The organism is Actinokineospora bangkokensis (genome assembly GCF_001940455.1).
GTDB lineage: Bacteria > Actinomycetota > Actinomycetes > Mycobacteriales > Pseudonocardiaceae > Actinokineospora > Actinokineospora bangkokensis.
Genome location: NZ_MKQR01000002.1, coordinates 158,145 through 177,773, shown reverse-complemented (window position 1 = coordinate 177,773; position 19,629 = coordinate 158,145). Strand labels below are relative to the sequence as shown.

Genomic DNA, 19,629 nt, shown 5'->3' with positions numbered 1-19,629 from the left:
CCCGGCTGTCGGGAATCGTACCCCGCACCCCCGACGAAACCGGCGGGAACCAACCAGCCCAACGAGCCCGGGACAGCCGGGGTTGCCCGCGGCTACCGGCCATAGGATCACCACCGTGACGGGAAAGCACTCGCACTGCGCCACCTGCGGCAGCCCCTACCCGCCGGGCACCGGCTGGCCGAAGCGCTGCCCGACCTGCGGGGACACCGCCTACCGCAACCCGCTGCCGGTGGCGGTGCTGCTGCTGCCGGTCGACACCGCCGACGGCGGGGACGCGCTGCTGGTCGTCCGCCGCGACATCGACCCCGGGCGCGGCCTGCTCGCGCTCCCGGGCGGGTTCATCGACTTCGGCGAGGCGTGGCGGGACGCGGCCGCGCGGGAGCTGCGCGAGGAGACCGGGGTCGTGGTCAAGGCCGCCGACGTGGCGCCGTTCCAGGTCGAGAGCGCCCCGGACGGCACGCTGCTGGTGTTCGGGCTGGGCCCGCGCACCGCCGAGGCCGCCCTGCCCGCCCCCGTGCCGACCGCCGAGACGACCGGGTGGGAGCTGCTGCGCGGCCCGGCGGAGCTGGCGTTCTCCCTGCACACCGCCGCGGCGGCCGCGCACTTCGCCCGCCGCGTCCACTGAGGACGCGCGGCGGGGCTCACCCGGACGGGCTAGCCTTGCCCGTTGTGACGATCCCTGTCCTCGTGGTCGCCGGCTTCCTCGGCGCGGGCAAGACCACCCTGCTCAACCACCTGCTGCGCACCGGCTCGACCAGGGTCGGGGTGGTCGTCAACGACTTCGGCAAGGTCAACGTGGACGCGCTGAGCGTGGCCGCGCAGGTCGACTCGATGGTGTCGATGGGCAACGGTTGCCTGTGCTGCCTGGTCGACGTCTCCGACCTCGACGCGCTGCTCGACAAGCTGACCGCGGCCGACGAGGAGACCGGCGAGGCGCCGGTGGACGTGGTGGTCATCGAGGCCAGCGGCCTGGCCGAGCCGCCCGCGATGGCCCGCCTGGTGGCCGCCAGCGAGAACCCGCGGGTGGAGTACGGCGGCCTGGTCGAGGTCGTCGACGCCGCCGAGTTCGACGCCACCCGCGAGCGCCACCCGCAGCTGGACAAGCACCTGCGCTACGCCGACCTGGTGCTGCTCAACAAGGTCGACCGGGTGGACGCCCCCGAGCGCGACCGGCTGCTCGCGCTGGTCCGCGACCTGGCGGACGGCGTCCCGGTGGTGCCCACCGAGCAGGGTCGCGTCGACCCCGACCTGCTGTTCGACCCGGTGCACCGGCCGGAGCCGCGGTTCAAGCAGCTGTCGTTCGAGGACCTGGTCGCCGCCGAGACCCCCCACGAGGAGCACATCCACGCGGGCTACGAGAGCGTCGAGTTCACCGAGTCCCGGGCGATGAACCCGTTGCGCTTCATGGCGTTCCTGTCCGACCGCCCGGCGGGCCTGTACCGGGTCAAGGGGTTCGTGCACTTCGGAGTCCCCGGCTTCGAGCAGCGCTACACCCTGCACACGGTCGGCGCCCACCTGCGCGTCGAGGTCGACGAGTGGCCCTGGGACCAGGAGCCGTCGACGACCCTGGTCATGATCGGCGCGGGCCTGGACACCGCCGCCATCCGGCAGGCCCTGGAGGCCGCCGTCGAACCCGACCCCGAGCAGGTCGACCCGCTGGAGATGGCATCGGTGACAAGATATCTCCGGATGGGGTGACACCGCGTCACTCCCCCACGCGCTCACCCCCACGGAGGTGCGGTTTGACCACGGCCCCCACCCGCCACCGGCTGCCCGCCCGCCAACTCGCCGCCGCGAGCTCGGGCAACGCGCTGGAGTGGTTCGACTGGACCGTCTACGCCACGTTCAGCGTGTACTTCGCCACGGAGTTCTTCCCCAAGGGCAACGAGACCGCGGCCCTGGTCAACACCTTCGCCACCTACGCCCTGGCCTTCTTCTTCCGCCCCCTCGGCGGCCTGCTCCTGGGCCGCTTCGCCGACGTCCGCGGCCGCAAGCCCGCCATGCTGCTCACGATCGTGCTGATGGCGGCGGGCTCGGTGCTCATCGGCGTGCTGCCCACCTTCGAGCAGGTCGGCTGGCTCTCCCCCGCCCTGCTCCTGCTCGCCCGCATCGGCCAGGGCCTGTCCCTGGGCGGCGAGGCCTCCAGCACCTCGGTCTACCTGGCCGAGATCGGCCCCGCCGACCGCCGCGGCCGCTACTCGGCCTTCTTCTACATCTCCACCGGCTCAGCGGTGCTGCTCGCCACCGCGCTCGGCTTCACCCTCTCCCGCCTGCTCACCCGAGAAGACCTGGTCGCGTGGGGCTGGCGCATCCCCTTCCTCATCGGCGGCGCCATCGGCCTGATCGGCCTCTGGCTCCGCCGCTCCATGCCCGAGACCGCCCTGTTCCACCAGAACCGCTCGACCGCCCAGCGCGTCCGCAACCCCCTGGCCAAGACCCTCCGCGAACACCCCCGCGCCGTGGGCCAACTCGTCGGCTTCTCCATGCTGTCGACCCTCTGCTACTACACCTTCTTCAGCGCCCTGACCCCCTTCGCCGTCACCACCCGAAAGGCCGACCCCACCGACGTCTTCCTGGCCCTGACCATCGCCACAGTCATCTTCGTCGCGTTGCAGTACCCGATGGGGTGGCTCGCGGACAGGTACGGCCGCAAACCGCAACTGCTGGTGTGGTCAGGCGCGACAGCCGTGCTCATCTTCCCGCTGTCCCTGCTGGTGACGCCCTCGCTGGGCAACCTCATCGTGGTCTTCACCGTGGGCCTGGCCCTCTACACGGCCATGACCTCAATCGCCCCCGCCCTCATGAGCGAGCTGTTCCCCACCCGGCTGCGGGCCTTGGGCATCGGCGCTTGGTACAACCTCACGGTCGCCCTGTTCGGCGGCACCGCACCGCTGCTGATCAGCGCGTTGTCCGGCGCTGGAATGCCGAACGTCTTCTTCCTGTACGTCACGGTGGCAGCGGTCCTGGCCTTCCTGGTGATCCTCACCCTGCCCGAGACCAAGGGCAAAGAGCTGGACTAGCCGATGCCCCGCACCAAGTCGACGCTGTCCTCGGGGCTCAGCGCTGCCTGGGTGAGGGCTTGAAGCCGTTCCTGATAGCGGGCAGACAGCCGGGGGTCTTCGAGGAGCAGTTCAGCTCCCAGGAGTTCGAGGTGCAGCACAGGCTGGAAGTGCGGCATCTCCAGGAGCGCGAACCCCGGCACAGTCGGCTCGTCGGCCGGGATGACCCGCCACTGCCCCGGGTTGTCGAGCAGGTGCATCAACTGCGACCGCACCACAGGTGCGGCTCGGGTGAGGGTGTGTTCGGGGATCAAGCTCTCGTGCACGCGCGGGACTCCGCTCGCGATCTTCGCCCCGAAAGCGCGCGCGTACTCGTCCGTGCGCAACGGGCGCGGGATGAGGTGCGGGTCGTAGAAGAAGCCCCGAGCAGCGACCCCGAACACCCGTTCAAGCACCACCCGCCCCCACGTGCCGCTCAACTCCCAAGCCCTGTCGTCCACCGTGCGCGCCAACTCGTACAGGAAGGGCCGCTCCGCGGCAGGCACCTCCAACAACGCGCACAACCCCCCGATCTCCACCCCGCTCGGCACCCGCCGCCCCGTCATGATCCGGTTCGTCATGGCGGCCGTCATCCGCATCGCCCCCGCCAACTGCGCCGTCGTCACCTCCGCCTCCCGCCGGTACCGGTCCAGCGCAGCCGCCAGCACCAACCCCCGAACCGTCCTGGCCCGCGCGTTGACCTGCGGCTCATCACCCTCGAAACCACCCATGTCCACTGCCTTTCCACGGAGCAGGATGAGGACGCTACTGGCCGAACCTTCGGGGCAACTGACAGCGAACTGACAGTCCGTTCGGGTACGGCGAGTACGCTCGGAATTTGGGACCATCGGCCGGTGGGGGGTGCGATGCTCGACCAAGGAATCGGCAAGCGGATCAAGGTTGCGCGCAAGCTGGCGGGCTTGACACAAGAGCAGCTAGCTCAGCGGAACCACTACTCGGTATCGACCGTTCGGGCGGTCGAACAGGGCCGTGAACCGACGTCCATGGCGTTCGCGGCGGCTACCGCCTCTGCGCTGGGGGTCCCGCTGGAGGAATTGACAGGACAGCCGTACCGGAACCTCCTGGAGGAAGACGGCGGGCTGCCTGGCCTGGCAGAGCTGCGCGCGATCTTCGCCGAGGGCCGCTACGTCGTCCCCATCGAGCCGCGACCTCTCACCCTGCTGAGTGACGATGTAGGTCAGATCAGGATCCTGCGACGCGAGGACAAGGCGCGACAGGCCCTGATGCGCTTGCCCGATGTGATCCGCGAACTGCACGGCGCGATCTCGATCGGTGATTCGACGACCGCCGCGAGGGCTCACGGACTCCTGGCCCACGCATACGCGACAGCGACCCTGACCACGTACAGGTTCGGGTACACGAGCATGGCGATCCATTCCGTGGACCGCATGGAAGACCACGCGGCGAGGTCTGATGATTCCCGCTTGCCGATCTACTCCCTCATCCACCGGGGCCACATGCTCATGGCATCAGCTTCCTACGGGCTTGCCGACGACATGGTGAATCGCGCGCTCGTGATGCTGGAGAGCGAAGAGGTGGACGAGGGCACCCTCTCGTTGCGAGGTGCCGCCCACCTGCGAGCAGCCATCGTCAACGCGCGCAACTGGCGTCCCGACACGGCGCGCGACCACATCGACAGCGCCCGCGTGATCGGGGAACAGCTGGGGAGGACCACGTACGCGTACGACACCAGCATGGGCCCGGGAAACGTGATGATCCACGACATCGCCGTGTCGTTGGAGTCGGGAGACCCGGGTCGCGCCGCCCGTGACGGGTCGAAGGTGGTCCTCCCCCCGGACGTCCAAGCCACTCGCGTCGGACGTCACTGGATGGACATCGCGCGTGCGTGGTCTCTCGAAGGCAAGCCCGACAACGCCTTGAAGGCACTGCAGAACGCCAAGGCCGTCGCGCCCCAGCAGACAAAACTGCACCCGAACGCCCAGGAGACACTGCGAGCGATCGCAGAAGCGGAGCGCAGGCGCTCGAACTCGCTGGCCAACTTCGCCACCTGGATGGGGATGAAGATCTAGTCGACCGACTTGGACGATCCGGCAGGAGGTGGGACGTGGATGAGTTCACCAATCAGGACGACTTCGGTTTCGTTCTGCTCTAGGCATGGTGGCGAGGTACGGCCTTGCTGTGCTCGCCACTACCCGAGCCCTACCTGAAGCAGGTCGACGGCGGAGTCGCCCCATTACCGCTGAAGTCGCCCCGGCGTATGGACGAACCTTTGGAGAGAACGTGTTCCGCAGGGAAATCACCCATCAGCGCCTCATCCACGTGCGAGGAGCCGCACGGATAACGCACTTGGTGACCGTGGTGGAAGCCGGCGACCCGGCGGTCTTCGCCAAGGGCCCGACGTCGCGGGCCCTCGACATCGCGGTGGGCTCGCGGCTCAGCCCCGAGGGCATCCGGCAGTTCCACCAGTGGATGGTCACCGGCCGCACGTCGACCTCGCGGACGAACTCGCTCAGCGTCGTGGCCAAGTTGCCAGGTGAGGAAAACGCCCGCTTGGTGGCGCGCGCGCTCGACAGCGACACCCCCGTGCGCAGGCTGTGCCTGGCATCTGACATCTCCCGGTTGACCCGGACTCCCTGGACTGACGCGTTGCGCTTCGCTGAGGACGTGTCGGCCTTTCCGGAGCCCCGCAAGTTGGCGGCTAGGCTGACGAAGGAGGCGGTAAACCCCAGGGACTCCGAATCCCGCTGGTGCGCGTCTTACATGCTCACGCAGCTCGTCCCGGTCCTGGGCCGCTGAGCCTTACCCGCCCTGCTGTTTCACTCGCTGAAACCCGCAGGAGTGCGTCGGGACGCCCAAGCGGCGTACCCCGACTCGGCTGAACAAGGGAGAACATCGACGTGGACAGCGCTGAGCAGTTGGTGGGGCGTTCGGAGTGGGCGGCGGTCAACGAGCGGTTCGGCAGGCCGTTCGTGGTGTACAAATTCGCCGCGACCCTGGATGGGCGGATCGCCGCGCGGGACGGGACGAGCCAGTGGGTCACGAGTGGGGCGAGCCGGGCCGAGGTGCACCTGCTGCGGGCCGGGTGCCAGGCCACGGTGGTGGGGTCCGGGACCCAGCGCGCGGACAACCCCAACCTGGCCGTCCGGGGCAACGACGACCCCCGCTTGAACTTGTCGATCGTGGAGGACCCCGCCAAGCAGCCGCTGCGGGTGGTGTTCGACAGCGATGCCCGCACGCCCGCAGATGCCAACGTCTGCAACGACTCTGCGCCCACGCTGCTCGTCATCGCCGAGGACGCCGACGCCGCGCACTTGGAGGGGGTTGTCGACCTGCTTCGGGTGCCGCGGTCGGCTCGGGGGCTCGACCTCGCGGCCGCGTTGACGGGGTTGTACCGGCGGCGTGGGGTCGAGGGCCTGTTCCTCGAAGGCGGACCCACACTGGCGGGCAGCTTCATCGCCGCGGGCCTGGTCGACCGGGTGGTCAACTACATCGCGCCCGCCCTGCTGGGGTCGGGCAAGAGCGGTTTGGAGGACGCGGGGATCACGACGATCGACGACGTGCTGCGGCTGGAGCTGATCGACGTCAGCCGCTCGGGACCGGACGTCCGCTTGGTGGCCAAGCCCATCCGACGCGACGGCGACGAGTGAGGGGGCGAGCTGTGTCCGGAGATGCTGCTGGGATCGCGGCTTTCGGCTATGAGCTCGGGGTGTTGAAGCGCATCCGGCGGTCGGGGTGGTGGCACGCGGAGGTGCGAGTGCAAGCCGGCGAGTAACGGGGCACGGGCCGTGCGCGGGGCTCGACCCATCTCGGTGAAGCCACGGTGCGCGGGTCGATCCGGCGCACCGCCGACGTCCGCGCCATCCTGGACTGCTGATCAAGCTTGGCGAATCCCGCAAGTCGTGCTCTGACGACGCATTCGGCGCGCGGTTCCGTGATCAACAGACTTTGCTACTCCGTTGCGGCTGAAGCCCTGAAGCTTTCGCCGGTCGAGGCTGACGACCGACCAACCGCGGCGAGGTTTGGCTGCCCCGAGCGGCCGACGTACCTAGCTAGAAAGTGATGCCAGAGCACCCCAACACGGTGTATCGTCCCAGTTCGGCAAGTGTCTTTCCCGCGCGAGCGGGGCTGTTCCCACCGCCAGATCCCGGGCGGCGCCCTCCAACTCGTCTTCCCCGCGCGAGCGGGGCTGTTCCCGTCATCGGCTCGTCCCCCAGCGCAGCCACCCAGGCTTCCCCGCGCGAGCGGGGCTGTTCCCGTGTGGTTCCGGGGTGACGTGCGGGACAAGGGGTCTTCCCCGCGCGAGCGGGGCTGTTCCGTGGTGCGGCTGCGCCGCCTGTTCGAGCTGGCGGTCTTCCCCGCGCGAGCGGGGCTGTTCCCTCGGCGACGTCCGCGGCCCGGGCGGTCTTGTAGTCTTCCCCGCGCGAGCGGGGCTGTTCCCAGGCCGGGCCAGACGGCGCCGTCGTAGGTGCGGTCTTCCCCGCGCGAGCGGGGCTGTTCCCCAGAACGGGGCCGCCATGTTCCAGGTCAAGTAGTCCTCCCCGCGCGAGCGGGGCTGTTCCCGGTTCGAGGGCGTCGTAGCGCAGGGGTTTGCCGTCCTCCCCGCGCGAGCGGGGCTATTCCCAACCACGTCGCCGCCCCGGCGCCTGGTGCTCTGGTCCTCCCCGCGCGAGCGGGGCTGTTCCATACCAGATGGCCCCGGCCAACGCCGCGTACTCGTCCTCCCCGCGCAAGCGGGGTGGCTAGGTGGGCAGGAAGCGGCGCCGCAGGCGGGCCAACGCGGAGCGAACGCCGCGGCGGGGCGGCCGGGGAAGCCCGTACCCACCTCCGGCGACGGTCGGGCCTGCCGGAGTGTTGCCGTCCACGAACGCCGCCAAGTCGCCAGGCAGAGGCGTGTCCAAGCGGTACCCGCTGTCGAAGTGCAAGGTGTAGACGTGGCCGATGTCGCCTACGTCGACCAGGTCGCCCACCGTGCCCAGCGCGCCCGGCTCCAGCGTGCACCGGTCCGCGGGGCCGGGGGGTCGTGTCCCGCCGTGAGCGATCTCGTCGACATAAGCCGCGGTCAGGCCCTCCACCCGGTCCCCGCACCAGCGGACGCGGCGGCCCGTGTACTCGGTCGCGTGCGGCAGTTCGTTCACCCGCTCATGGTGACCCACCGCCCGGCCGCGCGCTACGCCTCACCCTCCGGCGCACTCGACCAGGGTGAAAGCCCGCTCGGGGCCGAACTCGTCGAACCCGAACTCGCTCACCCCGTCCGGCCCCAGCCCGGCCGCACGCACCTTCGCCCGGTAGGTGCCCTCCCGACACGGCGCGGCGAGCCGGACATCGAACCCGGCCGCGTCCGGAACCCGGGCCACCACGGTCTCGTTCCCCTGCCCCACCCATTCCCCACCCACCGCGAGCTGGAGACCGGCGTAGAGGGTGTGCGAGGCGGGCTTGGGGTCACAGGCAGGGTGCACGACAACGACCACCTGACCCGACGACACCGATGGTCCCTGATAGCTGACACCGCAAGCCTGACCCACCACCGCCCCGCCAGGGCACTTCGCAGCAAGCAGCAGCGGCAGGATCAGCACGACCACGAGCCGCAACCACTTCGTGGCCATAGCGCGCACATGCGGCGGCGAGACGCAAGGCACGGGGACAACCTCTGACATCCCCCGATCATGTCGAACACCCGGGGTCCAGGACGCGCATCCTGCGGAGACCACCCATGAGGCCGTTCCCGGTCACGCCAGGGACGCGTAGAACTCCAGGTGCTTGGCCGCGGCCGCGTCCCAGGTGTAGCGGGCGGCCAGTGCGCGGCCCACGTCGCGGCGTCGGGGGTTCGGGTTCTCCAGGGCCTCCCGCAAGCCCGTCGCCAAGTCGGACGGGGTGGCGCCGAAGAACGCGGCGCCGGTGAACACCTCCCGCAGCACCGGCAGGTCGCTCACCACCAGCGGCACCGACGCCGCCAGGGCCTCCATCGCGGCGAGCCCGAAGCCCTCCTTCGTGGACGGGAAGGCGAAAGCGCTTGCCCCCGCCACCAGCCCCGGCAGGTCCGCGTCGTCCACCGGCCCCAGGACCTCCGGCACCACGCCCAGTTCCTCCGCCCGCTGCTCCCACCGCGTCCGGTACTCGCGGTAGTCGAACAGCGTCTCACCCCCAGCGATCACCAGCCGCACGTCCGCCAACCCCACCCGCGCGAACGCCTCCAGCAGCTCCAGTGACCCCTTGCGCGGCTCGATCCCCCCGACCGAGAGCACGTACCGCCCCAGCTTCTCCCGCCACGCCGACGCCGAAGCCGATCCGACGGCCGCCGCGAACCGCTCAGCGGCGACGCCGTTCGGGATCACCGCGGGCGATAGCCCCCACCCCGCGCGCAACTCCGCCGCCACGGCCTCGGAGACGCACACGTGCGCGTAGGGCCGCACGATCGCGCGCTCGTGGCACTCGGCCAACTCCGGGGTGGTGAAGTGGTCGATGTGGTGCACGGTGCGCACGCACCGGCCCACGGCGTTGGCGCTGATGCAGTCCTGGGCGTGCACGATGTCGTAGGCGTTCGGGTCGAAGGCCTCGCGCAGCACGGCGATGGACCGCAGGATCCGGGCGCCGACCCCTTCCCCCGGCACGTCCGGGAAGGGCACCACGCGCAGCGACACCGCGGGGTCGACCGGCCGGAAGAAGCCGGAGTCGCCGCCGCGGCCCAGGGTCCAGACGGTCACGTCGGCGCCCGCGGCGGCCAGGGCCTCGGCCAGGCAGAGGGTGTGGACGACCCCGCCGCGGGGTTTGGAGGAGTAGGTCAGCAGGGCGATCCTCACGCGGGCTCCTCCGTCCGGTAGGCCTCGGGCTTGCGCTCGGTGAGGTGGTCGAGGACGCGGCGGGCGGTGGCGATCTCGGCGGCGACGTCGAGTTCGGCGATGGCGATGCCGGCCTTGGACCAGGTGCGGGCGAGCACGTCGCCGCCGGGGCCGACGACCTTGGCCTGGCCGAGGAAGCGCATCCCGCCCAGCGACCCGGTCTGGTTCGACGAGGCCAGCACGACCTGGTTCTCCGCGGCGCGGGCCTGGTCGTAGAGGTCGAACAGGCGGGACTGGCGGTCCTGGGCCATCCGCGGCGCCCGGTTGGTGATGCTGGTGGGCCACGCCGACAGGGCCGCGATGACCTCGGCGCCGTCGAGGGCCAGGGCGCGGGCGGACTCGGGGAAGGTCTTGTCGTAGTCGATGAGCATGCCGACCCGGCCGACCGGGGTGTCGAAGGCGGCGAACCGGTCACCCGCGGCGTAGGCCAGCGACTCCCCGGCCGGTTGGTGGACCTTGCGGTGGCTGCCGAGCACGCCGTCGCCGGTGACGCACAGCGCGGAGTTGTAGCGGCGGTCGCCGTCGGCCTCGCAGAAGCCGAAGCAGACGACCATCTCCGCGGCCAGCGCGCACACCCGGCGCACGTGGTCGTCGTCGGGGGCCAGCGCGGGCGGCAGCGACTCCGGGTCCGGGTCGCGCAGGTCGGCGAGGTAGCCGCCGAGCGCGGCGTCGGGCAGGACCAGCAGGGCGACCCCGTCCCGGCGGGCGTGCTCGATGAGCGTCGCCACCCGCCGCAGGTCGGAGTCCAGGTCGCGGCCGAACGCCGCGGCCACCGCGCCGATCTTGAGCATCCGAGCTCCTACGCCTCCACCAGGTGTCCGCCGAGGGCAGGGTAGGCCTCCGGCCGCCGGTCGCGCAGGTGGCCCATGGCCCGGCGCGCCACGACCAGCGCCTCCCGCACGTCGATCTCGGCGACGGCCATGCCCGGGCCGACGCCGGTGTCGGCGACGACCTCGCCGCCGGGGTCGACGACCTTGGCGCTGGCCACGAAGCGCATGCTGCCGAAGGTGCCGCTCTGGTTGGCCGAGAGCCACACCACCTGGTTCTCCAGGGCGCGGGCGCGGTCGAACAGGTCGAACCGGCGCTTCCACCGGTCCTTGGCCAGGTCGGGGTCGGGGTTGGTGGCCGCCCCCGGCCAGGCCGAGACGCACACGATGACCTCGGCGCCGTCGAGGGCCAGCGCCCTGGCCGACTCGGGGAAGGCTTTGTCGTAGCAGATCATCATGCCGAGCCTGCCCACCGGCGTGTCGAAGGCGGCGAAGCCGGTGCCCGCCCGGTAGTTGGCGTCCTCGTTGAGCGGCTGGTGCACCTTGCGGTGGTTGCCCAGCACGCCGTCGCCGGTGACGCACACGACGCTGTTGTAGGTGACCTCGCCCGCGTCCTCGCAGTACCCGGCGGTGACCACCATGTCGCCCGCGAGCGCGGCGAGCCGCTTGACCTCGGGCCCGTCGACGGCGAGCGCGGGCGGGTTGCCCGCGGTGCCGTCGAGGGAGAGCAGGTAGCCGCCCAGGGTCGCCTCGGGCAGGGCGAGCAGCCGCACCCCCCGCGCCCGCGCCGCGGCGATGTGCGCCGCCACCTTGGCGAAGTCCGCTTCCAGGTCGCGGTCGAAGTTGTCCGCGACGGCCGCCATCCGCAAGCCGCTCATGCCGTCCCCATCCCTGTCGCGGGTCCCATTCCGGTGACCGTCGCGGTGATCGCCTCGGTGGTCTCGCCGTCGGGCCAGCGCAGCCCGACCCCCGCGCCCGCCACGAGCTCGCCGCACACCGCGCCGGTGGCCGGGCCCGCGGGCAGCGGGTCGGCGCCGGGCCGGTCGGCGGTGAGCACGGCGAAGCCGGGGAAGCAGGTCAACCAGTCCCCCGCGGTGGCGCCCGCCGGGCGCGGCGCGGCCGCCACGTCGAGCACCGCGCCGCACCCGCTGGCCTCGGCGAGCATGCCGAGGGTGCCCACGACGCCCGCCATCGAGACGTCCTTGGCCGCCGCGGGCCGGGCCCGGCCGACCGAGGCCAGCATGGTCGCCAGCTCGGCCGGGGTCCGGGAGGTGCTGGAGTCCCACTGCCTGCCCGCGTAGCCGGGGCGCCAGGAGCCGCCCAGGTCCGCGGTGAGGGTGACGTGGTGGCCCGGTCGCCCGCCGCCGCCGGGCACCGGGTGGTCGGTGCGGCCCAGCGCGGTGACCGACAGCGCGGCCGGGACGCCGAACTGGGTGTGCCCGCCGAGCACCGGCACGCCGTAGGCGGCGGCCGCCTTGCGCAGGCCCGTGAGCACGCGCCGCACGCAGGCGGCGTCGCGGGCGCCCACGGCGTCGAGGATGCCGACGGGGGTGGCGCCCATGGCGGCCAGGTCGTTGAGGTTGACCAGGACCGCGCACCAGCCCGCCCACTCCGGGTCGCGCTCGACCATGGCGGGCACCACCGCGTCGCAGGCGGCGACCAGGTCGCTGCCGGGGACGGGGGCGCCGTCGTCGCCGACGAACCCGGGCCCACCGGGCGCCAGCCCGTCCAGCAGCGCGCCGAGCTGGCGCTTGGTGGCCTCGGCCAGCGCGGCGACCCGCCCGATGGGCCAGCGCATGAGCACGTGGTCGGCGCCCGCGACCTGGACCGGGCGCACGGTGCGCCAGCCGATGCGGTGGAAGAGCCGCTCGTTGGCAGGTTGGACGGTGGCGTCGAAGCGCAGCGCGCCCGCGCCCTCGGCGTGCGCGCAGGCGGCGCGCACCAGGGCGCTGCCGGTGCCGACCGGCCCGGCGCCGCGGCGCACCACGAGCCTGCCGCCGACCCACCAGCCCACGTCCGGGCCGGGCCGGGCGGGTCCGAGCCGGACGCCGCCGATGACCTGCCCGGCGGCGTCGCGGGCGACGAGCACGACCGTGCGCGGGTCCTCGTCGCGCCAGTCCAGGTCGTCGTCGAACAGGCCCTGCTGCTCGACGAAGACCTCCCGGCGCAGCGCCCGGTAGGCCGCCACCGCGGCGTCGTCGGCCCGCTCGACCAGCTGGTGCGCCCGCGCCGGTGCGCCGATCAGCACCTCGCCGAGCACGCTGCCCTCTCCCAGCACCGGCTCAGCCCCCCGCCGCCGAGAGCACGCTGCACGCCCCGCAGGCCGCGCACCCGGCGCCCTGGTCGGCGCCGGTCATCGCGGCGGCGCGCAGCAGCGCGGCCACCCGCAGGGTCACCTCGCGCACCAGCTCGGGGCTGGGCGCGGTGGCGCCGTCGCGGCGGGCGAGGGTGCCCAGCATCGGCCGGAACGGCACGACGAACGGGTAGACGCCGCGGTCGATGAGCCGCCCGGCGCCCGCGACCAGCTCGTCCGGGTCGTCGCCGAGGCCGATGAGCAGGTAGGTGGAGACCTTGTTGCGGCCGAACGCGCGCACGGCCTCGTCCCAGGCCGCCTCGTACTCGGCCATCGGGATCAGGCCCTTGGAGGGCATCCACTCGGCGCGGACGCGGTCGTCCAGCGACTCGACGTGGATGCCGATGGAGGTGGCGCCCGCGTCCTTGAGCTCCTGGATGACCGACAGGTCGCGCGGGGGCTCGATCTGCACCTGCACCGGCAGTCCCGGCACGGCGTCGAGCACGGCCTTCACGCAGCGCACCAGCGGCCGGGCGCCGCGGTCGGCCCCGGCGGTGGTGCCGGTGGTCATCACCATCTGCTTGACGCCGTCGAGCCGCACGGCGGCCTCCGCGACCTCGGCCAGCTGCGCGGGGGTCTTGGCGGCGATGGTGTCGCCGTTGCGCAGCGATTCCTCGATGGCGCAGAACTTGCAGCGCAGGTCCTCGGCGTAGCGGATGCAGGTCTGCACGACGGTCGTGGCGAGCACGTCGCGGCCGTGCAGCAGGGCGATCTTGTCGTAGCGGGTGCCGTCGGCGGTGCTCAGGTCGTAGAACTTCGGCCTGCGCACGGGTTCCACGCTGAGCCCGAGGTCGAGGGTGCCGCGGAAGACCCGGCCGCCGCGCACCGAGTAGGGCGAGTCCGGGTTGGTCGGGAGGGTGGCGTTCGCGCCGTCCAGCACGACGTGGCCGTCGTCGCTGGGGCCCGCGCCCTTGCTGCGCGACACCGGCGCGTCGACGCGGGCGCCGAGCAGGGCGAGGTCGACGCGGGTGGCGAACGGGGTGGTGGCGGCGTCCTGGGTGGTCTCGATGCTCACGTGCGGCTCCTTGTTCCCCGGGGGTCGACCCCGGTCCCGGCGGTGGGCGCGGTCGCCCGCGCCCACCGCCACCCGGTCACCACATGTAGGTGGAGTTGATGATCGCGCCCTTGCGGGCGTAGTGGATGAGCGCGTCCTGCACGTCCAGCGGGTGCGTGGGGATGACGCCCTCGATGAGGTCCTCCTCGCGCAGGCCGTGCAGCGACAGGCCGAAGCGGCAGGCGTAGACCTTGCCGCCCTCCTTGATGAAGGTCTTCAGCGAGTCGTTGATGTTGTGCTCGCCCGGGAAGGCGGAGTTGCCGGTGGTGGGGAAGCCGCGGGTGGCCATGGCGTTCATCGCGCCGGGGCCGTAGAAGTAGATGGCGGACTCGAAGCCCTTGCGCAGCGCCCTGGTCGCCTGCAGGATCGCCACGAAGCTCACCGAGGACTCGTGCGCGATGCCGTGCACCAGGGTGAAGTAGGACTGGCCCGGCTCGGCCTGGTAATCGGGGAAGACCTTCGTGCCGCCGTAGATGTTCGAGCCGTCGGGCAGCGAGGGGTGCGGGATCTCGTCGAGGCTCTGCTGCTCGAGCTCGGTCAGGTCAGCCATGGCAGCGTTCTCCTTGCCGTTGCGGTGTGCGTTGCGGTGGTGAGGGTGAGCTGGGTGGTGAGGGGTGTGGCGGGTGGTGCGGGGTGGTGCCGCTTCACGCGTAGAGGCGCGCGAAGGTGTCGCGGAAGACCAGGTCGGCCAGTTCGCCGTCCCCGGTCGCGGCGGCGAGCTTGTGGTACTCCCCGGCGAAGTCGCCCCAGGGCTGGTCGCTGGCGAAGAGCACCCGGTCGTGGCCGATGCCGCGCCGGGAGATCTCCTCGGCCAGCCAGCGCGGGGCGAAGCCGATGGCCCAGGACAGGTCGGTGTACACGCGCTTGCCCGCGGCGATCCAGTCGAAGAAGCGACCGCCGACGAGCTTCATGTGCCCGGACATCCCGCCGCCGAAGTGCACCAGGTGGATGTCGACCTCGTCGCCGTAGGTCTGCACCAGGGTGCCCACCTCGTCGATGTCGGAGGCCGACCCCGGCGAGGTGTGCACGTGCACGACTAAGCCGTGCTCCTTGGCGGTGTGGAAGATCCGGTCGATCTCGGGCTTGCACTCGGGGTCGGTGGGCCGACCACCGAGCAGGAAGCTGGTCTTGAGCGCCCGCACCCCGGTCTCGCCCGCCAGGGCGAGCGCGGCGGTGTTGCGGTCGTGGTCGCCCGGCTTGGGCGAGGTCCACAGCGCGGCGCGGACGCGCTCGTCGCGGCCCGCGGCCTCGACGACCAGCTCGTTGAACCCGAAGGCGACATCCGGGTCCGGCACCCCGTAGTTGGGGATCACCAGCGCCCGCTCGACGCCCTCGGCGTCGAGGTCCGCGATCAGCTCGTCGACCGTGGCCCGCGCCCCGAGGTCGGCGTTGATGGGCGGTCCGCCGTAGAACGGGTAGGCGGGCAGCACCCCGAGGTGGCGGTGCGCGTCGGCTACCCAGCGGCTGGTCATGGCCATGAGTCCACCTCCCGGCGGTGTCCGAACGATTCCCGGCGGAACAACACGACGTGTCTTTTGTTGCCGGTGGATGACATGGGTGGGGCGTGGCGAGAACCGCCAAAAGCATTGCGGCACAACGTGAACAGCTTTACGCGACCGTGCGCGGGGCGATCCACTCGTCCGCGCCGGGGTAGGTGGTCACCGGCGTGCCGGACAGCCACGGCACCTCGAAGTCGTTGCCGCGCAGGCGCTTGCGGGTGATCTGCTCAGCGAGGTGTTCGGCGTCCTGGGCGACCCCGCAGAAGCGCCCGGACCCCCACGTCCACTGCCAGGGCAGGCCCAGGAAGTACAGGCCGGGGAAGCTGGTCTCGCCGCGGTGGTGGGCCGGGTAGCCGCGGCCGTCGAACACCGGCAGGTCGATCCACCGGTTGTCGCGGCCAAAACCGGTGCACCACACCACGGACGTGATTCCCTCCGCCGCCAGGTCCACAGTGGTCGGACCGTCGTGCTCGGGCTCCCACACCGGGACGTAGCGGGCCTCCTCCGGCGCGTCGATGCCGTTCTTCGCGATCCAGGAGTCGCAGCTGTCCTTGATGGACTCCGACACCGCGTCCGCCGCGTCGAGGTTGCGGCGCAGGTCGGCGCCGAACTCGACGACGCCGTCGCGCACCCCGGCCAGCCTGCCGTGCAGCACCATGCCCTGCGCGGCGAACGCGCGCAGGTCGATGTCGCGCCCGCCGTCGCGGCCGGTGACGTAGTGGTTGGCGCGCATCCGCACCGCGTCGGCGTCGTCGAACTCGTCGATCGAGCGCCGGTAGTAGCCCATGTCCTCCAGCCAGTCGACGACGTCGCGGCCGCGGTAGCGGCGGGCCACGCGCGGCGCCGACCCGGTGGCCAGGTGCACCCGCCGCCCGGCCAGGTGGAGGTCTTCGGCGATCTGGCAGCCGGACTGGCCGGTGCCGACCACGAGCACGGCACCCCCGGGCAGCTGGTCGGGGTTCTTGTAGGCCGACGAGTGCACCTGCGCCACGCCGTCGGGGAAGCGCTCCGCGACGCGCGGGGTGAGCGGCACCTGGTAGGGACCGGTCGCCACCACCACCTGATCGGCGGTGAGGGTGCCCGCGGGCGTCCGCACGGTGAACCGGCCCTCGCCGTCCACGCGCAGCCGGGTCACCTCGACGCCCTCCACCAGCGGCGGCCGGAACGACTCGGCGTAGCGGCGCAGGTAGTCGACGATCTCGTCGCGCAGCATGAACCCGCCCGGGTCGACCCCGTCGTAGGGGAAGCCGGGCAGGGCGCACTGCCAGTTCGGGGTCACCAGGCAGAACGAGTCCCAGCGCCGGTCGCGCCACTCGTTCGCCAGCTCCCCCTTCTCCAGCACGAGGTGGTCCACCCCCCGCTGGGTGAGGCAGTGGCTCATCGAGAGCCCCGCCTGCCCGCCGCCCACCACCACGACCGAGCGGTGCAGACCGTCGAGGTCCCCACCCGGCACCGGCACCAGCCTGCTCATCGCTCGAACCCCTCGATCGTCACGTGTCCCGCACGGTGGGTGTCCGCGAGCGCCGCTGCCCGCGCCAGGATGTCCTCGACCTGGGCCAGGGCGTTGGCGCACCCGAACCCGTACTTGGCGCGGACCCGCTCGGAGCCCGCGCGCAGCGCCGCGCAGCTACGCTCGACGAAGTCGGCGACGGGGTAGCTGCTGCCCGGCGCGAGGTAGTCCTCGACCACCAGCGAGGGCGAGTAGCACCGCTGCGCCGAGCCGTCCGGCCACCGCACGGTGAAGAACATCTCCGGCATGGCACCAAGTACAGGCGCCGCCGATGACCAGCGCGTTTCCCCCGGAACAGCGGGCGGTTTCCGAACCCGGGCCCTTGTTGCCGGGTCGTATCGATGCGCTCACCGGGCTTCCCGCGACCGCCCCGGGTCCGGTAGTGCGCGCGAACCGGTCCCCGGAACGGGTGGGGAACGGTAAATAGTTGGTTTCTCTCGCCCGTACCCCACTTGGCCAACAGGTGTGCCGGGGGTGACAATGTCCGGGCACGGCCCCGCGCCTGACAGCCGGACGACCGTTCACCCCACCCTTTCGCGACCAGCCGGTCCCTGCTGCGCTGGCGCGTACCCGCACGACCCCGGAGGAGGGGCTGCCGCATGCGCTTGTTCGGTCGTCGCAGGACAACCAGGACCAGTGCGGACCCGCACCGGCTCCTGGACTCCCCCGGGGGGCCGGTGCCGTCCGGCTACACCCCAGGCGAACCGGTGCCCGGCGAGGTCGCCGTGTACTTCGCCGACGACCCGCGCAAGCTCTACCAGCTCAAACAGTGGCTGCCGGTGTTCGAGCTGCTCGACGCCCACCACCCCACCGTGGTCATCACCCGCAACGAGCGCACCGCCGCGGAGCTGGCCGGGCTCACCGCGCTGCGGGTGGTGCTGGCGCCGTCGTTCCCCGACCTGGTGGAGCTGTACGAGACCAGCGACTTCAAGGTCGCCGTTTACGTCAACAACTCGGTGCACAACTTCCACTCGCTGATGCAGCGGCGGGTGCTGCACGTGCACGTCAACCACGGCGAGTCCGACAAGGTGTGCATGGTCTCCAACCAGGTGAAGGCCTACGACCGGGTGTTCGTCGCCGGTCCCAACGCCGTCGCCCGCCACCGCGCCGCGCTGATCGGCTTCGACGAGGCCAAGCTCGTGCCCGTCGGCCGCCCGCAGCTGGACCTGCGCCCGCAGCCGCTGCTGGCGCCGAGCGGGCGGCGCACGATCCTCTACGCCCCCACCTGGGAGGGCGAGAACGCCTCGAACAACTACACCTCCGTCGACGTGCTCGGCCCCCGCGTCGTGGCCGCGGCGCTGGCGGTGCCGGGCACCCGGGTGGTCTACAAGCCGCACCCGCGCGTGCCGGTGAGCCCGCTGCCCTCGGTGGCCGAGGCGCACCGCGAGGTGGTGCGCCTGGTGGAGGCCGCCGCCCGCCTCGACCCGGACGCGGGCCACCAGGTGCACGCCACCGGCGACATCCTCGCGGTGTTCCCCGGCTGCGACCTCATCGTCACCGACGTGTCCTCGGTCGGCCTGGACTTCCTCTACCTGCGCGTCGACCAGCCGATGTTCATCGCGGACCGGTACGACGACCGCGACCGGCTGCTGCGCGAGGCCCCCGTGGCCGCCGCCGCGGACGTCGTCGACAGCTCCACCATCGCCGACCTGACGGCGACCCTGACCGCCCGGCTGGCCGACGACACCCGTCGCGGCGACCGGCACGCCGCCAGGCGCGGCTACTTCGGCGACCTGGGCCCGGGTGAGTCCACCACCCGGTTCCTGGCCGCCATCACCGAGACAGCGGCCCTGCGCGACGCCTGCCTGGCGGCGCTGGCGGACGGCCGCGCGAGCGCACCGGGGAGGTCGGCGTGAACCACCGACAGCGAGTCGTGATCCTGGCCGCGGGCATGGGCACCCGCCTGGGCATGCCCAAGCCCAAGCCGCTGACCCCCCTGGTCGACGGGCGCTCGATCCTGCAGCAGCAGCTGGACAACCTCACCGCCGCCTTCGGCCCCGACGGGTTCGACCCGACCATCGTCGTCGGCTTCGAGGCCGCGCAGGTGATGGCCGCCGCCCCGGACGCCCGGTTCGCCTACAACGAGCGCTACCAGCACACCAACACCGCGAAGAGCCTGCTCAAGGCCGTCCGCAAGCCCGGCGACGGCGGCGTGCTGTGGCTCAACGGCGACGTCGTGTTCGACCCCGCGCTGCTCGACCCGGTGCGCGCCGCCATCGCCCGCGGCCGCTCGTTCGTCTGCGTCAACACCGCCGCCGTGGGCGAGGAGGAGGTGAAGTACACCGCTTCACCGGACGGGTTCATCGCCGAGCTGTCAAAATCGGTGGTCGGCGGTCTCGGTGAGGCCGTCGGCATCAACTACATCGCTCCCCCGGACCTGGGGGTGCTCGTCGAGCACCTGGAGGCGTGCACCGACACCGACTACTTCGAGCGCGGCATCGAGTCCGCGATCGGGGCTGGTGGGCTGCTGGTGGAGGCGCTGGACATCTCCGCGCACTTCGTGGTGGAGGTGGACTTCGCAGGCGACCTCGAACGTGCGAACGTGGAGGTGGGCAAGACCGTCACGTCCGCCGCGTAGCGCCGCAGCGCG

The 19,629-nt window shown here is 71.9% G+C and carries 20 protein-coding genes and 1 CRISPR repeat array; of the genes, 8 read left to right on the top strand and 12 right to left on the bottom strand.

Annotated features, from left to right (window positions below; all coding sequences use genetic code 11):
- Positions 1-115: 115 nt before the first annotated feature.
- The 3 genes from BJP25_RS35165 to BJP25_RS01360 are packed head-to-tail and all read left to right on the top strand — an operon-like array spanning position 116 to position 3,020.
- Positions 116-625, top strand: a complete 510-nt coding sequence (locus BJP25_RS35165; protein ID WP_075972892.1) for an NUDIX domain-containing protein — start codon at positions 116-118, stop codon at positions 623-625.
- Between the two features lie 44 nt (positions 626-669).
- A complete protein-coding gene (locus BJP25_RS01365; protein WP_084793582.1) occupies positions 670-1,698 on the top strand; it encodes a CobW family GTP-binding protein in 1,029 nt (342 codons plus the stop codon).
- A gap of 44 nt (positions 1,699-1,742) precedes the next feature.
- On the top strand, positions 1,743-3,020 hold the full coding sequence (locus tag BJP25_RS01360) for an MFS transporter (RefSeq protein ID WP_075972890.1): 1,278 nt from the start codon (positions 1,743-1,745) through the stop codon (positions 3,018-3,020).
- Here the strand turns inward: BJP25_RS01360 and BJP25_RS01355 are convergent.
- Positions 3,017-3,769 carry a Scr1 family TA system antitoxin-like transcriptional regulator gene (locus BJP25_RS01355; RefSeq protein WP_269844511.1) on the bottom strand — a complete coding sequence of 251 codons (753 nt, stop codon included), beginning with the start codon at positions 3,767-3,769 and terminating at the stop codon, positions 3,017-3,019. The genes BJP25_RS01360 and BJP25_RS01355 overlap by 4 nt on opposite strands.
- A 135-nt stretch (positions 3,770-3,904) precedes the next feature.
- On the opposite strand from BJP25_RS01355, the gene BJP25_RS01350 reads away from it, so the two are divergent.
- From BJP25_RS01350 to BJP25_RS01340, 3 genes are all read left to right on the top strand, one after another.
- Positions 3,905-5,089, top strand: a complete 1,185-nt coding sequence (locus BJP25_RS01350) for a helix-turn-helix domain-containing protein (RefSeq protein ID WP_075972888.1) — start codon at positions 3,905-3,907, stop codon at positions 5,087-5,089.
- 280 nt (positions 5,090-5,369) lie between these two features.
- Positions 5,370-5,816, top strand: coding sequence for a hypothetical protein (locus BJP25_RS01345; RefSeq protein ID WP_143218817.1), 447 nt, complete (start codon positions 5,370-5,372; stop codon positions 5,814-5,816).
- Between the two features lie 101 nt (positions 5,817-5,917).
- Positions 5,918-6,667, top strand: a complete 750-nt coding sequence (locus BJP25_RS01340; protein WP_075972886.1) for a RibD family protein — start codon at positions 5,918-5,920, stop codon at positions 6,665-6,667.
- Positions 6,668-7,124: 457 nt separating this feature from the next.
- Positions 7,125-7,703: a CRISPR direct-repeat array (repeat unit 29 nt; unit sequence GTCTTCCCCGCGCGAGCGGGGCTGTTCCC).
- Positions 7,704-7,759: 56 nt separating this feature from the next.
- On the opposite strand, the gene BJP25_RS36500 is transcribed toward BJP25_RS01340, so the two are convergent.
- The 11 genes from BJP25_RS36500 to BJP25_RS01290 all read right to left on the bottom strand — a co-directional run bounded on the left by BJP25_RS36500 (position 7,760) and on the right by BJP25_RS01290 (position 17,287).
- Complete coding sequence (locus BJP25_RS36500) at positions 7,760-8,155, bottom strand: hypothetical protein (RefSeq protein ID WP_408607079.1); 396 nt, start codon at positions 8,153-8,155, stop codon at positions 7,760-7,762.
- 39 nt (positions 8,156-8,194) lie between these two features.
- A complete protein-coding gene (locus tag BJP25_RS01335; protein WP_075972885.1) occupies positions 8,195-8,623 on the bottom strand; it encodes a hypothetical protein in 429 nt (142 codons plus the stop codon).
- A gap of 123 nt (positions 8,624-8,746) precedes the next feature.
- Positions 8,747-9,817 carry an MSMEG_0565 family glycosyltransferase gene (locus BJP25_RS01330; RefSeq protein WP_075972884.1) on the bottom strand — a complete coding sequence of 357 codons (1,071 nt, stop codon included), beginning with the start codon at positions 9,815-9,817 and terminating at the stop codon, positions 8,747-8,749.
- Positions 9,814-10,647 (bottom strand): carbon-nitrogen hydrolase family protein, encoded by an 834-nt coding sequence (locus BJP25_RS01325; protein ID WP_075972883.1) that lies wholly within the window; start codon positions 10,645-10,647, stop codon positions 9,814-9,816. The genes BJP25_RS01330 and BJP25_RS01325 overlap by 4 nt, the downstream gene beginning before the upstream one ends.
- Before the next feature lie 8 nt (positions 10,648-10,655).
- Positions 10,656-11,501 (bottom strand): carbon-nitrogen hydrolase family protein, encoded by an 846-nt coding sequence (locus BJP25_RS01320; protein ID WP_075972882.1) that lies wholly within the window; start codon positions 11,499-11,501, stop codon positions 10,656-10,658.
- Positions 11,498-12,901 (bottom strand): MSMEG_0567/sll0787 family protein, encoded by a 1,404-nt coding sequence (locus BJP25_RS01315; protein WP_233157858.1) that lies wholly within the window; start codon positions 12,899-12,901, stop codon positions 11,498-11,500. Before BJP25_RS01315 ends, BJP25_RS01320 begins: the two co-directional genes overlap by 4 nt.
- Positions 12,902-12,905: 4 nt before the next feature.
- On the bottom strand, positions 12,906-13,991 hold the full coding sequence (locus tag BJP25_RS01310; protein WP_233157857.1) for an MSMEG_0568 family radical SAM protein: 1,086 nt from the start codon (positions 13,989-13,991) through the stop codon (positions 12,906-12,908).
- A 76-nt stretch (positions 13,992-14,067) separates the two neighbouring features.
- A complete protein-coding gene (locus BJP25_RS01305) occupies positions 14,068-14,580 on the bottom strand; it encodes an MSMEG_0572/Sll0783 family nitrogen starvation response protein (RefSeq protein ID WP_075972881.1) in 513 nt (170 codons plus the stop codon).
- A gap of 94 nt (positions 14,581-14,674) precedes the next feature.
- Entirely contained in the window at positions 14,675-15,508 is an 834-nt protein-coding gene (locus tag BJP25_RS01300) for an amidohydrolase family protein (RefSeq protein ID WP_084793580.1), read from the bottom strand.
- A gap of 130 nt (positions 15,509-15,638) precedes the next feature.
- Positions 15,639-17,000 (bottom strand): MSMEG_0569 family flavin-dependent oxidoreductase, encoded by a 1,362-nt coding sequence (locus BJP25_RS01295; RefSeq protein WP_075972880.1) that lies wholly within the window; start codon positions 16,998-17,000, stop codon positions 15,639-15,641.
- The gene (locus BJP25_RS01290; protein WP_075972879.1) at positions 16,997-17,287 is read right to left on the bottom strand and encodes an MSMEG_0570 family nitrogen starvation response protein; all 291 of its coding nucleotides are present in this window, start codon (positions 17,285-17,287) and stop codon (positions 16,997-16,999) included. The genes BJP25_RS01295 and BJP25_RS01290 overlap by 4 nt, the downstream gene beginning before the upstream one ends.
- A gap of 459 nt (positions 17,288-17,746) precedes the next feature.
- Between BJP25_RS01290 and BJP25_RS01285 the strand changes: the two genes are divergently transcribed.
- Positions 17,747-18,895 (top strand): CDP-glycerol glycerophosphotransferase family protein, encoded by a 1,149-nt coding sequence (locus BJP25_RS01285; protein WP_158075580.1) that lies wholly within the window; start codon positions 17,747-17,749, stop codon positions 18,893-18,895.
- Complete coding sequence (locus BJP25_RS01280; RefSeq protein WP_198943300.1) at positions 18,892-19,617, top strand: phosphocholine cytidylyltransferase family protein; 726 nt, start codon at positions 18,892-18,894, stop codon at positions 19,615-19,617. The genes BJP25_RS01285 and BJP25_RS01280 overlap by 4 nt, the downstream gene beginning before the upstream one ends.
- Positions 19,618-19,629 lie beyond the last annotated feature (12 nt).